This is a genomic window from Limimaricola cinnabarinus, from assembly GCF_002723615.1.
Classification (GTDB): domain Bacteria; phylum Pseudomonadota; class Alphaproteobacteria; order Rhodobacterales; family Rhodobacteraceae; genus Limimaricola; species Limimaricola cinnabarinus_B.
Genome location: NZ_KZ304961.1, coordinates 1 through 13,046, shown reverse-complemented (window position 1 = coordinate 13,046; position 13,046 = coordinate 1). Strand labels below are relative to the sequence as shown.

The window sequence follows — 13,046 nt, the reverse complement described above, 5'->3', positions numbered from 1 at the left end:
CGCGGTTCGGCTTTCCAGAGGGGCGCGGGGCTGTAGTCTTGCCCCGACATCCAAGGGAGGCCCGCGCATGGACTATTCGACGATCACTCTCACGGTCGAGGAAGGCGTCGCCTGCCTGACGCTCGAGCGGCCCGAGGTGATGAACGCCCTCAACACCCAGATGCGGGCCGAGATCACCCACGCCCTGCGCAACCTCGACGCCGCGGCGCGGGTGCTGGTGCTCACCGGCGCGGGCCGGGCCTTCTGCTCGGGGCAGGATCTGGGTGATACCGGCACGGCCAACGCCACCGATCTCGAACGCGTGCTGCGCGACGAATACGTGCCGATGCTGCTGGCGCTGCGCGATCTGCGGGTGCCGAGCATCGCCGCGGTGAACGGGGCCGCCGCCGGGGCGGGGGCCAATCTCGCGCTCGCCTGCGACGTGGTGATCGCCTCCGAGGCGGCGCATTTCACCCAGGCCTTCACCCGGATCGGCCTCATCCCCGACGCAGGCGGCACATGGACCCTGCCGCGCCAGGTCGGCACGGCGCGCGCCATGGGGGCGATGCTCTTCGCCGACAGGATCCCGGCCCGGCAGGCGGCGGAGTGGGGCATGATCTACGAGGCGGTGCCCGAGGCCGGGTTCGAGCCGCGCTGGCGCGCACGGGCCGCGCATCTCGCCGCCGGCCCGACCGAGACCTTCCGGCATCTGCGCGAGGCGATGCGCGCCAGCCCGGAGAACGGCTTCGAGGCGCAGCTGGCGCTGGAGGCCCGCCTGCAGGGCGCCTGCGGGCAGAGCCGGGACTTCAAGGAGGGGGTGCTGGCCTTCGTCGAGAAGCGGCCCGCGCGCTTCGAGGGGCGCTGAGCCTCAGGCGGCGTTGGCCTTGGCCGGGATCAGCCGCGACATCAGCGGCAGGATCTCGTCGAACACGCCGCCGAAGACCGAACCGTCCTCGCTGGACCGGACCGGGCGTCCGGCGGCGGGGCGGGCGGGAAAGCGCCCCTCGATCGTGAAGCCTTCGCAGGCGGCGTGGTTGGCCGCCATCGGCGCGAGATGCAGCGAGAAGGCGCGCCCGGCCAGATCGTCGAGGGTCAGGGCGAGGCGGTCATGCGCCAGCAGCAGGTCCGTCTCGCGCGGGGCCAGCCGGCCCAGCCGGCCCTGCCGCTCGAACCGCGCGCCGCAATCATAGCCGCGCCCGGAGGCGCCGGGGCCGCGCACCTTGCGGCGGCCGAAGCTCTGGCGGTGCAGATGCGGCCCCGTCAGGCTCAGCTGCCCCAGAAGATCCTGATCGGCAAAGTCGAACACCAGCGCGCTCAGCCCGAGCCCCTGGCCCTCGCCCTCCTGCATCTCCAGCTTCAGCGACAGGGAGCCGTCTGCGGTCTCATGCAGCGTCAGCCCGACCCGGACCTCTCCGCCAAACGTGCCATGGGCGCTTTCGGGGGTGGGGGTCGACCGCACTGCGATATGAGCTTGCATGGGTGATGTCCTTCCGCTGGCTTGAAACTGTCACTGGTCCTACTGAACGCATTCTGTATCGCTTCGGATTGCGGCAATCGGGTGGCATCGTCGCTGGGGCTTCGGAAATTGACCTTTTTTTCCAATAACTTAGCCCAAAGGATAGGTCTCGAAAGTATAGGTCGCCTATACGTATTTCTCAGGCGCCCGGTTTTCCTCAGGAAATCGCTAGCTCTTTTGCGCCCCCTGTTGCTCGGGACATGTCCTTTCCGACAGGGTTTTCGGGAAACAATCGACGCTCCGAAGTGGGATCGTAGAAAGCGGGCGTTTCGCGGCGCCAGCTTCCATGAAGGCCGCGCAAATATGGCGGAATCGTGGCAGCGCGGAACGCAAACGGGCCCGGCGTTGCCGCCGGGCCCGTCCTGTCCTTGGAATCGAAGCGTGGATCAGCGGTTCTCGATATCCACGTAGTCGCGCTGCCCGGCGCCGAGATAGAGCTGGCGCGGGCGGCCGATCTTGAGCTGCGGATCGGCGAGCTGCTCCTTCCACTGCGACACCCAGCCCACCGTGCGCGCCAGCGCGAAGATCGGCGTGAACATCGAGGTCGGGAAGCCCATCGCGTCGAGGATGATGCCCGAGTAGAAGTCGACGTTGGGGTAGAGCTTCTTCTCGGCGAAATAGGGATCCTCGAGCGCCACGCGCTCAAGCTCCTTGGCGACCTGCAGCGTCGGGTTGTTCTCGATGCCCAGAAGGTCGAGCACCTCGTCGGCGCTTTCCTTCATCACCTTCGCGCGCGGGTCGAAGTTCTTGTAGACCCGGTGGCCGAAGCCCATCAGGCGGAAGGGGTCGTTCTTGTCCTTGGCGCGGGCGATGAATTCGGGGATCCGGTCGGGGGTGCCGATCTCGCGCAGCATCTCGAGGCAGGCCTGGTTGGCGCCGCCATGGGCGGGGCCCCAGAGGCAGGCGATGCCGGCGGCGATGCAGGCGAACGGGTTCGCGCCCGACGACGAGGCGAGACGCACGGTCGAGGTCGAGGCGTTCTGCTCGTGATCGGCGTGCAGGGTGAAGATCCGGTCCATCGCGCGGGCGAGGATCGGGTTGACCTCGTATTCCTCGGCCGGGACCGAGAAGCACATGCGCAGGAAGTTCGAGGCGTAGTCGAGATCGTTGCGCGGATAGACGAAGGGCTGACCGATCGAATACTTGTAGGCCATCGCCGCGATGGTCGGCATCTTGGCGATCAGGCGGATCGAGGCGACCTCGCGCTGGTGCTGGTCGTTGATGTCGGTGCTGTCGTGGTAGAAGGCCGACATCGCGCCGACCACGCCGACCATGGTGGCCATCGGATGCGCGTCGCGGCGGAAGCCGCGGAAGAAGTTGTGCATCTGCTCGTGGATCATGGTGTGACGCGTCACCAGCGTCTCGAACTCCTCGAGCTGCGCGGCCGAGGGCAGCTCGCCGTAAAGCAGCAGGTAGCACACTTCGAGGTAGTGCGATTCCTTGGCGAGCTGGCCGATCGGGTAGCCCCGGTGCAGCAGCACGCCCGCCTCGCCATCGATATAGGTGATGGTGCTGTCGCAGGAGGCGGTCGAGGTGAAGCCCGGATCATAGGTGAAGACGCCCGCCTGCGCATAGAGCTTGCGGATGTCGATGACCTCGGGCCCGTCGGTGGGGGCGTACATCGCCAGATCGTGGGTTTCGCCGTCGATCGTCAGCTTCGCGGTCTTGGTGGTTTCGGCCATTCAGGTCCCCTTCGTTGTCCCGCCGCCGCCGGGGGCGGCGCGGCGCTCTGATCTGTGGATGCCGCGCTGCAACATAGCGTCGGGCGAAGGCCGGGCCAGTCTCAGCCCGCCGCGTCCCCGATCCGTGCGACGCTTTCGTCGCGGCCGAGCACCAGCATCATGTCGAATACGCTGGGGCTGACCATCCGCCCCGCCAATGCGGCGCGCAGCGGCCCCGCTATCTTGCCCAGACCGAGGCCATGCGCCTCGGCCAGAGCGGTCACGACCCCCTCCAGCGCCTCACGCTCCCAGCTAGCAGTTTGCAGCTGCGGCGTCAATTCTGCCAGTATACCACGGGATACATCGTCGAGCGCCTTGGCCGATTTCTGATCCGGCTCGATCGGCCGCTCCGTCAGGACGAAGTGAGCCTTTTCAAGGAGTTCCGGGAAAATCTTGGCCCGGTCCTTGAGATGCGGCATGGCACGCGAAATCCCGTCCCTCTGGGATTCCGTAAGGGGAAGCTGCCCGGTGGCGTCGAGAAACGCCTCCAGTTCATGCAGCAGCGCAGCATCCTCCGAGGCGGCGATGTGCTGGCGGCAGAGGTTTTCGAGCTTCTTGGTGTCGAAGCGGGCCGGGGATTTTCCGATGCCCTTGAGGTCGAACCATTCGCGCGCCTCTTCGTCCGAGAAGAACTCCGCGTCGCCATGGCTCCAGCCGAGCCGGGTGAGGTAGTTGCGCATCCCCGCCGCCGGGTAGCCCATCTGCTGGTACTCGGCGGCACCCGTGGCGCCGTGGCGCTTCGACAGCTTCTTGCCGTCGGGGCCGAAGATCAGCGGCACATGGGCGAAGACCGGCAGGTCCCAGCCCATGGCGCGGTAGATCATCGCCTGCCGGAAGGCGTTGGTCATGTGGTCGTCGCCGCGGATCACATGGGTCACGCCCATGTCGTGATCATCGACCACCACGGCCAGCATGTAGACCGGCGAGCCGTCGGAGCGCAGAAGCACCATGTCGTCGAGCTGGTCGTTGCCGATGGTGATCTCGCCCTGCACCTCGTCATGGATCGTGGTGGCGCCGTCGCGCGGGGCCTTGATGCGGATCACGAAGGGGGCGTCGGGGTGGTCGGCCTCGGCCACGTCGCGCCAGGGCGAGCGGAACAGCGTCGAGCCGCCCTCGGCCCGCGCATTCTCGCGGAAGGCCTCGATCTCGGCTTGCGTCGAAAAGCACTTGTAGGCCGTGCCCTCGGCGAGCATCTGCCGGGCCACCTCGGCATGGCGCTCGGCGCCCGCCGCCTGGCTTATCGGCTCGCCGTCCCAGTCGAGGCCGAGCCATGTCAGACCGTCGAGGATGGCTTGGGTGTTCTCGGGCGTGGAGCGGGCGCGGTCGGTGTCCTCGATCCTGAGCAGGAACCTGCCGCCGCGGCCGCGGGCATAGAGCCAGTTGAACAGCGCGGTGCGCGCGCCGCCGATATGCAGCGCGCCGGTGGGCGAGGGGGCGAAGCGGGTGACGACCGGGGTCTGGGACATGTGAGGGAGATTTAACCTTTCGCTAACCATGCTGGGCGCAGCTTTCTTGCATGGGGGATACTCAGGTCGGGGCGCGGAAACAAGCGTGGCCCATGGGGGCGGCTCCGGCCCCTCTGGCATGGGCCGAGGCGGTGCTGGCGCGGCAGCGCGGATATCTGGCCTGCTGGACGCCGGTCTGCCTCAGCGCGGGCATCGGCATCTGGTTCGGCCTGCAGGACGAGCCGGGCGCGCGGCTCTACGGCATCGCGGCGGGGCTTGCGCTTCTCTTCCTGCTCACGGGCTGGCGGCTGCGCCGCTCCACGCTCTGCGCGCTGTCATGGGCCGGGCTTCTGCTCTGCATGGGCTTTCTCATGGCCGGCGCGCGGGCGCATGGGCTCTCCGCGCCGGTGCTGGGATTTCGCTATTACGGCCCCGTCGAGGGGCGGATCGTCGATATCGACCGGTCGCAGAGCGACAGGCTCAGGATCACGCTCGACCGGGTCCGGCTCGACGACGTGACGCGCGTGCCCGAGCGGGTGCGCCTGTCCTTGCATGGCGAGATCGTGGCCCCGCTCGCGCCGGGCGCGCGGGTGATGACCACGGCGCATCTGTCGCCGCCGCCGGGCCCCGCCGAGCCGGGGGCCTTCGATTTTCGCAGGCATGCGTGGTTCGCACGATTGGGGGCGGTGGGCTATGCCCGCGTGCCGCTGATGCTGGCCTCGGAGAGGGGCGCCGAGGGCGCGTGGCTCGCGCGGCTCAGGGTCCGGCTCAGCGCCGCGATCCGCGCGCGGATCGGCGGGGATGCGGGCGGTTTCGCGGCGGCGGTGACCACGGGCGACCGCTCGGGCCTTGGCCGCGCCGCCAATGACGCGATGCGCGAGAGCAATCTCTACCACCTCGTCTCGATCTCGGGGATGCACATGGCGCTTCTGGCGGGCTTCGTCTTCTGGCTGGTGCGCGCTGGCATCGCCGCCATCCCGCCGCTGGCGCTCCGGCTCGACGCGCGCAAGATCGCCGCCGGGACGGCGCTGCCGGCGGCGGCCTTCTACCTTGCGCTCGCCGGGCGCGACGTCGCGACCGAACGCGCCTTCGTCATGGTCGCGGTGAGCCTGGGCGCGGTGCTGGCCGAGCGCCGGGCGCTCTCCTTGCGCGGGCTGGCCATCGCGGCGCTGATCGTGCTGGGGCTCAGGCCCGAGACGCTGCTCAACCCCGGCTTCCAGATGTCCTTTGCCGCGGTGCTGGCGCTCGTCGCGGTGATGGGCCGGCTGCCTGCGGGCTGGCACCGGCCTTTGGGGCTGGCGCGGCTGTGGATGCCGGTGGCGCTCCTGTCGCTGACCTCGATCGTCGCGGGCTCGGCCACCGCCCCCTTTGCCGCCGCGCATTTCAACCGCGTGGCGCATTACGGGCTGATCGCCAATCTCGCGGCCTCGCCCGCCATGGCCGGGCTGGTCATGCCCGGCGCGGTGATCCTCGCCGTGACCGGGCCGCTCGGGCTCGATCAGCCGGCGGTCTGGATGATCGATTACGGCTCGCGCTGGATCCTGTGGGTCAGCGCGCGCATCGCGGCACTCGACGGGGCCAGCTCGGCGGTGATCGCGCCGCCGGGGGCGGTGGTGGCGCTGGTGGCGCTTGGCGGGCTGTGGCTGGTGCTGTGGCAGGGGCGGGGGCGGGCGGCAGCACTCCTGCCGCTCCTCCTTGCCGCCGGGCTCTGGGCGCGCGCCGATCGGCCCGACCTTCTGGTGAGCGAGACCGGCGCGCTCATGGGGCTGATGACCGAGGAGGGGCGGGCGCTGTCGAAGCCCAAGGGCGACGGCTTTGCCGCGCGGGTCTGGCTGGAGAATGACGGCGATGGCCGGGCGCAGGAGGCGGCGCATGACCCGGTGGCGCTGCCGCGACACGCGCGGGTGCTGCGGCTGCGGCTCGGGGATACCCGCATCGTGCAGGTGACGGGCAAGACGGCGCTCGCCGCACTCACGGGCTGCGACGGGGCCGATATCCTCATCGCCAATCAGGCCGACCCCGCGCCGCGCCCCTGCCTGCGCTTCGACGCGCGCCGCCTGCGCGAGACCGGCGCGCTGGCGCTATGGGCCGCGTCGGAGGGGCTGCGCATCGAGACGGTGGCCGAGCGGGCCGGCCGCCGCCTCTGGTCTCAGTAGCTGCGGATCAGCCCGACGAGACGGCCCTGCACGCGGACCTGATCGTCGCTGTAGATCCGCGTCTCATAGGCCGGGTTCGCGGCTTCGAGCGCGATGCGCTTGCCATTGCGGCGAAACCGCTTGAGCGTCGCCTCCTGATCCTCGATCAGCGCCACGACGATGTCGCCATTGTCGGCGGTGCCGGTTTCGCGGATCACCACGACGTCGCCATCATTGATCCCGGCCTGCACCATCGAGTCGCCATGCACCTCGAGCGCGTAGTGGCTGCCCTGACCCAGCATCGAGCCGGGCACCGCGATCTCGTGGCTGATCTCGCTGATGGCGGAGATCGGCACACCGGCGGCGATGCGGCCCATCACCGGCAGGTTCATCGCCATGGCGGCGATCTCTGCGGGCATGTCGGCGGGCTTGGGATCGGGCTCGGGCGCATGGCCCTCGGCGGCGAGCCGCGCCTCCATCGCCTCGGGCAGCTTGATGATCTCGAGCGCGCGGGCGCGATGGGCGAGGCGGCGGATGAAGCCCCGCTCCTCGAGCGCGGTGATCAGGCGGTGAATCCCCGACTTGGACCGCAGGTCGAGCGCATCCTTCATCTCGTCGAAGGAGGGCGGAACGCCATCGGCCTTGATCCGACGATGGATGAATTCCAGCAGGTCGGACTGTTTTCGGGTCAGCATGATTGCCCCTTTATGCGCGCGGACGGTTGGGGATACGTTCTAGTGCTGTTCCCGTTTTGTGTCAAGCCCTCAGAGCGCGATCACCTCGACCGTCTCACCCGCATCGCGCGCGCGGTCGCCGGGCGGCTGCACGATCAGGCAATCGGCTTCGGACAGCACCGACAGAAGCGAACTGTCCTGCTTGGAAAAGGCGGTGACCCCATCGGGCCCCGAGACGGCGCGCAGGTAATGCTCGCGCGGGCCGTTGGCCGCGAGCGGCGCGGCGAGCCGGGCGAGGCGGCGCGGCGCGGGTGCCGGAGGAAGGCCCGACAGCGCCCGGATCAGCGGCACCAGAAAGACATGCGCGCAGACCATCGAGGAGACCGGGTTGCCCGGCAGGCCCAGAAGCAGCGCTTCGCCGAAGCGCCCCGCCATCAGCGGCTTGCCGGGGCGCAGCGCCACCTTCCAGAAGGCGCGCTCCATGCCCGCCTCGGCCGCCGCGTCGCCCACGAGGTCATGATCGCCCACCGAAGCGCCGCCGATGGTCAGCACGATATCGGCGCCGCGCGCCTGATCGAAGGCCTGCGCCAGCGCGGCCATGCTGTCGCCCGCGATCGGCAGAAGCCGCGCCGTCCCGCCCGCCTGTTCGATGATGCCGTGCAGCCCGTAGGCGTTCGACGCGATGATCTGGTCATCGCGCGGATCGCCGCCCGGTGCGACCAGCTCGTCGCCCGTGGCGATGATGGCGACCTCGGGGCGGCGCGAGACGGTGAGCCTGTCGGCGTTCATCGAGGCGGCGAGTGCTATGTCGGCGGGGGTGAGGCGGCGCGGCGCGGCGAGCGCATCGCCCGCGCGGAAATCGACCCCGGCGGGGCGGATGTTGCGGTTGTCGGAGATGCCGCTCCCGAGGGTGATCCTCTCGCCCTCGCGCGTCGTGTCCTCCTGCATCACCACATGGCCGGCCCCCTCGGGCACCGGCGCGCCGGTGAAGATGCGCAAGGCCTCGCCCGGGCCGACATGCCCCGCATAGCCATGCCCGGCCGCGGCCTCGCCGATCACCCTCAGAACCGCGCCCGGCGCGAGGTCGGCCTCGCGGATCGCGTAGCCATCCATGGCCGAGGCGGCAAAGGGCGGCTGGTCGCGCGTCGCGGTCACATCGGTGCGCAGCACCCGGCCCAAAGCGGCTGTGAGCGCGACCTCCTCGGTCGGCAGGGGCGAGACCAGCGAAAAGAGCCGGTCGAGGGCCTCGCCGACCGGGATCATGCCTCCCAGAGCCCCGACTTGCCGCCTTCCTTGAGCACGAGGCGGATGCCGTCGATCTCCATGCCCTTCTCGGCGGCCTTGAGCATGTCGTAGATCGTCAGCGCCGTGACCGAAACCGCCGTCAGCGCCTCCATCTCGACCCCGGTGCGCCCGGTGGTGCGCACGGTGGCGGTGATCCTCACGCCGGGCAGGGCCTCGTCGCAATCGAGCTCGACAGTCACCTTCGACAGCGGCAGCGGGTGGCACAGCGGGATCAGATCGGCGGTCTTCTTGGACGCCATGATGCCGGCGAGCCGCGCGGTGCCCAGAACGTCGCCCTTGCCCGCGCGCCCCTCGCGCACCAGCGCCAGGGTTTCGGCCTGCATCCGCACCACGCCCTGGGCCACGGCGCGCCGGTCGGTCACCTGCTTGTCGGTGACATCGACCATATGGGCACGCCCGCCCTCGTCGAAATGGGTGAGCGGCATCACGCGCCGCCCGGCGCGGTCAGCGGGTTGGCGAGGATCGCCCTCGTGGCCGAGGTCACGTCCTCCTGCCGCATCAGGCTTTCGCCGATGAGGAAGCTGCGCGCGCCGTAGCGGGCGATCTCGGCGAGATCGGCGGGCGTCGAAAGCCCGCTCTCGGCGACGATCATCCGATCGACCGGCACGTGCTTGGCCAGCTTGCGGGTCACGTCGAGCGAGGTCTCGAAGGTGTTGAGATCGCGGTTGTTGATGCCGATCATCTTCGAGTTCAGCTCGGCCGCGCGGTCGAGCTCGGCGCGGTCATGCACCTCGATCAGCGCATCCATGCCCCAGCGGGTGGCGGCGTCTTCGAGCTCGCGCGCCTGCGCGTCCGAGACGCTGGCCATGATGATCAGGATGCAGTCGGCGCCGAGGCTGCGGCTTTCGGCCACCTGCCAGGGATCATAGAGGAAATCCTTGCGCAGCACCGGCAGCTCGGTCGCCTCGCGCGCCTGGACGAGATATTCCTCCGCGCCCTGGAAGGAGGGGCCGTCGGTCAGCACCGAGAGACAGGCCGCGCCGCCCGCCTCATAGGCGCGCGCCAGCGCGGGCGGATCGAAATCGGCGCGGATGAGGCCCTTCGACGGGCTCGCCTTCTTGATCTCGGCGATCAGGCCGTAGCCCTCGCGCGCGGCTTCGGTCAGGCGGTCAGCAAAACCGCGGGGGGCGGGGGCCTGCGCGGCGCGCGCCTCGATATCGGCCAGCGGCAGCTCCGCCTTGCGGGCCGCGACCTCGTCGAGCTTGTAGGCCTTGATCTTGTCGAGAATGTCCATGGCGTCGTTCTACCGGGGGAAAGGGGCGTTGGAAAGCGTTCAGACGGTGGGGCCGCACCAGTCGACCCGGGGATCGCCGCGCGCCTCGAGCCACTCGTTGATGCGCCCGAAGGGGCGCGAGCCGAAAAAACCGCGCCGGGCCGAGAGCGGCGAGGGATGGGCGGTCTCGATCACGAGGTGATCGGGGCGCAGATGCGGCGCGGCGATCTTCTGCGCGTGCCGGCCCCACAGAAGGAAGGCGCAGGGGCGCTGTGCGACGCGGCCCAGAACCTCGTCCACCAGCGCGGTCCAGCCCCAGCGCGCATGGCCGCCCGCTTCGCCCGGCTCCACCGAAAGCGCGGTGTTCAGAAGGAGCACGCCCTGCTCGGCCCAGTGGCTCAGATCGCCCGAGGCCGGGGCGCAGCCGATGTCGTCGCGCATCTCCGCGAAGATGTTGTTCAGAGAGCGCGGCAGCTTCTTGAGATCCGGCGGCACGGAAAAGGCGAGCCCGGTGGCGTGGCCCGGCGTGGGATAGGGGTCCTGGCCGAGGATCACCACGCGCACCGCCTCGGGCAGGGTCAGCTCCAGCGCCCGGAACCGCAGCTCGGGGCCGGGCAGCACCGCGGGCCGGGCGGCGAGCCGGTCGCGCAGCGCGGGCCAGCCCGCCGAAAAGAACGGCAGATCGCCCCAGCCCTCCGGCAGATCGCTCATGCCCGGCCGGAGCTGATCGCGGCGAGCCGGTCGATGGCGAGGCGCGCGGCGCCCGAATCGATGCTCAGCGCGGCGATGTCGACACCGGCGGAGAGGTCGCTCGCCCGGCCCGCCACCAGAAGCGCCGCGGCGGCATTGAGAAGCACCGCGTCGCGGTAGGCGCCGGGCGCGCCGTCGAGCAATGCCGCCAGCGCCTCGCCGTTCTGCTGCGGCGTGCCGCCGAGGATCGCCTCGAAGGGATGCTCGGGCAGGCCGGCATCAGAGGGGCTGATCTCGAAGCGCTCGACCTTGCCGTTTTCCAGCGCCGCCACCTGCGACGGCCCGCAGATCGACAGCTCGTCGGTGCCGTCGCCGCCATGCACCAGCCAGGCCCGCTCCGAGCCGAGCTGGCCCAGCGTCTCGGCCATCGGCACGATCAGCGCCGGATCATAGGCGCCGGTGAGCTGGCGCCTGACCCCGGCGGGGTTGGTCAGCGGCCCGAGGATGTTGAACAGGGTCCGGATGCCGATCTCGGCCCGGATCGGGCCGACATGCTTCATCGCCGGGTGGTGCATCGGCGCCATCATGAAGCCGATCCCGACCTCGTGCAGCGCCCGTTCGACCACCTCCGCGCCGACCATCACCTCGACCCCGAGCTGGCCCAGCGCATCCGCGGTGCCCGATTTCGAGGAGAGGTTGCGGTTGCCATGCTTGGCCACGGGCACGCCCGCGCCCGCCACGACGAAGGCCGTCGCGGTCGAGATGTTGAGGGTGTTCTTGCCGTCGCCGCCGGTGCCGACGATGTCGATCGCGCCCTCGGGCGCGCGGACCTTGAGGCAGCGCGCGCGCATCACGGTTGCGGCGGCAGCGATCTCGGAGACCGTCTCGCCGCGCATCCTGAGCGTCACCAGGAAGGCCGCCATCTGCGCGGGCGTGGCGTCGCCGTCGAACAGGATGCCGAAGGCCGCCTCGGCCTCCTCGCGGGTGAGCGGGCCGTCGAGCGCGGCGGCGATCAGCGGCTTCAGCCGGTTGCTCATGCCGCCACCGGGGCGCTGTCGGGCAGGCGGTCGAGAAAGGTCTTGAGCATGCGGTGGCCATGCTCGGAGGCGATGCTTTCGGGGTGGAACTGCACGCCTTCGATCGGCAGCTCGCGATGCCTCAGCCCCATGATCGTGCCATCGGCCAGCTCGGCCGTGATCTCGAGGCTTTCGGGCAGGCTCTCGCGCTCGACCACCAGCGAATGATAGCGCGTGGCGAGGAAGGGCGAGGGCAGACCGGCAAAGACGCCGCGGCCCTCGTGCAGCATCTCGGCGGTCTTGCCATGCACGATCTCGTGGCAGCGCACGACGCGTCCGCCAAAAGCCTGGCCGATGGTCTGGTGCCCGAGGCAGACGCCCAAAAGCGGCGTCGCGCTCTCGGCGGCGGCGCGAGTGAGCGGCAGGCAGATGCCGGCCTGATCGGGGTCGCAGGGGCCGGGGGAGAGCACGATGCCCTCGGGCTTCATCGCCATCGCCGTCTCGACGTCGATCTCGTCGTTGCGTTTGACCACCACCTCGGCGCCCAGCTCGCCCAGATAGTGCACGAGGTTCCAGGTGAAGCTGTCGTAGTTGTCGATCAACAGAAGCATGGTTCCTCCGGCCGGGCAAAATTCGGGGCTACCGTTCGGCGGCGGTCCCTTGGTAAGGTCGCGCCATAAATGGGACCGCAAGGCGGGAAACGTCAAGGTCCGGGGCGGCGGCGATTGCCGGCAGGGCGGCACAGCGGGGCAGCGAACGTGGGATCTGGGTTCATCATCGGCGGCCTTTGGGGGCTGATCGTCTCGGCCGGGGCATTGGCGATCGCCTCCTTGATGGGCGAGCCGCCGCGCGTGCCGCAGGCGGGGCCGGAGGTGGTGCAACGGGCACCGGGCGACGCGCCAGCAGTGGCAGGGGACGCCCCCGATGAAGCGTCGCCCGGCGCGGTGCCCCCGGCCGGGTCCGACCCCGAGATGGAGCCCGCGCCCGAGCCTGTGCCCGCGCCTGCGCCTGCGCCTGCGCCGGAGCCCGCGCCGAACCCGGCGGCGACGCCCGGGCGCGATGCCGCCCCGGACAGGCCGACGCCCGCGCCCGGTCTTGCCAGCCCCGCCCCGGTCGCGCCACAGGCCCCTGCCCTGGACCCCGGCGTGACGCGCACGGCCCGCCCCGCCGATGCGCCGCGCCCCGAAACCGGCATCGTGATCGAGACCGAGGGCGAGGCGGAGATCCTGCCGGGGACACCGGCGGAGGAGGAGGCCATCGACCTGCCCGCGCCGCCGGTCAGCGCCGAGGCGCCCGAGCCGCCCGAGGCGCAGAGCCTCGCCATGCAGCCGCCCGAAGCGCCGCGCGCGACG

General features: G+C 70.3%; 12 protein-coding genes and 1 pseudogene. 3 read left to right on the top strand and 10 right to left on the bottom strand.

Translation table 11 applies throughout. The features are described 5' to 3' along the window. The first annotated feature begins 67 nt into the window (after positions 1-67). A complete protein-coding gene (locus CJ301_RS11365; RefSeq protein WP_099277392.1) occupies positions 68-844 on the top strand; it encodes an enoyl-CoA hydratase-related protein in 777 nt (258 codons plus the stop codon). Between the two features lie 3 nt (positions 845-847). Here the strand turns inward: CJ301_RS11365 and CJ301_RS11360 are convergent, their stop codons facing one another. The 3 genes from CJ301_RS11360 to gltX form a co-directional block, all read right to left on the bottom strand. Beyond that, positions 848-1,456: a hypothetical protein gene (locus CJ301_RS11360; RefSeq protein WP_099277390.1), complete on the bottom strand. Its 609-nt coding sequence runs from the start codon at positions 1,454-1,456 to the stop codon at positions 848-850. A 425-nt stretch (positions 1,457-1,881) separates the two neighbouring features. Beyond that, the gene (locus CJ301_RS11355; protein ID WP_099277389.1) at positions 1,882-3,177 is read right to left on the bottom strand and encodes a citrate synthase; all 1,296 of its coding nucleotides are present in this window, start codon (positions 3,175-3,177) and stop codon (positions 1,882-1,884) included. A 101-nt stretch (positions 3,178-3,278) separates the two neighbouring features. Next, the gene (gltX, locus tag CJ301_RS11350) at positions 3,279-4,682 is read right to left on the bottom strand and encodes a glutamate--tRNA ligase (protein WP_099277388.1); all 1,404 of its coding nucleotides are present in this window, start codon (positions 4,680-4,682) and stop codon (positions 3,279-3,281) included. Between the two features lie 92 nt (positions 4,683-4,774). Here gltX and CJ301_RS11345 point away from each other — a divergent pair, with 92 nt between their 5' ends. After that, positions 4,775-6,817, top strand: a complete 2,043-nt coding sequence (locus tag CJ301_RS11345; protein WP_099277387.1) for a ComEC/Rec2 family competence protein — start codon at positions 4,775-4,777, stop codon at positions 6,815-6,817. On the opposite strand, the gene lexA is transcribed toward CJ301_RS11345, so the two are convergent. From lexA to CJ301_RS11310, 7 genes are all read right to left on the bottom strand, one after another. Next, positions 6,811-7,491: a transcriptional repressor LexA gene (gene lexA / locus CJ301_RS11340; protein WP_099277386.1), complete on the bottom strand. Its 681-nt coding sequence runs from the start codon at positions 7,489-7,491 to the stop codon at positions 6,811-6,813. The genes CJ301_RS11345 and lexA overlap by 7 nt on opposite strands. Positions 7,492-7,560: 69 nt before the next feature. Further along, on the bottom strand, positions 7,561-8,733 hold the full coding sequence (locus CJ301_RS11335; protein WP_099277385.1) for a molybdopterin molybdotransferase MoeA: 1,173 nt from the start codon (positions 8,731-8,733) through the stop codon (positions 7,561-7,563). Beyond that, positions 8,730-9,203: a cyclic pyranopterin monophosphate synthase MoaC gene (gene moaC / locus CJ301_RS11330; protein WP_099277384.1), complete on the bottom strand. Its 474-nt coding sequence runs from the start codon at positions 9,201-9,203 to the stop codon at positions 8,730-8,732. Before moaC ends, CJ301_RS11335 begins: the two co-directional genes overlap by 4 nt. Further along, positions 9,200-10,009: an indole-3-glycerol phosphate synthase TrpC gene (trpC, locus tag CJ301_RS11325; protein WP_099277383.1), complete on the bottom strand. Its 810-nt coding sequence runs from the start codon at positions 10,007-10,009 to the stop codon at positions 9,200-9,202. Before trpC ends, moaC begins: the two co-directional genes overlap by 4 nt. A gap of 39 nt (positions 10,010-10,048) precedes the next feature. Further along, positions 10,049-10,699 (bottom strand): uracil-DNA glycosylase, encoded by a 651-nt coding sequence (locus tag CJ301_RS11320; protein WP_099277382.1) that lies wholly within the window; start codon positions 10,697-10,699, stop codon positions 10,049-10,051. Then, on the bottom strand, positions 10,696-11,715 hold the full coding sequence (gene trpD, locus CJ301_RS11315; protein ID WP_099277381.1) for an anthranilate phosphoribosyltransferase: 1,020 nt from the start codon (positions 11,713-11,715) through the stop codon (positions 10,696-10,698). The genes CJ301_RS11320 and trpD overlap by 4 nt, the downstream gene beginning before the upstream one ends. Further along, on the bottom strand, positions 11,712-12,305 hold the full coding sequence (locus tag CJ301_RS11310; RefSeq protein ID WP_099277380.1) for an anthranilate synthase component II: 594 nt from the start codon (positions 12,303-12,305) through the stop codon (positions 11,712-11,714). The genes trpD and CJ301_RS11310 overlap by 4 nt, the downstream gene beginning before the upstream one ends. A gap of 147 nt (positions 12,306-12,452) precedes the next feature. On the opposite strand from CJ301_RS11310, the pseudogene CJ301_RS18750 reads away from it, so the two are divergent. Further along, positions 12,453-13,046 (top strand): annotated as a pseudogene (locus CJ301_RS18750) (hypothetical protein); the annotation flags it as partial.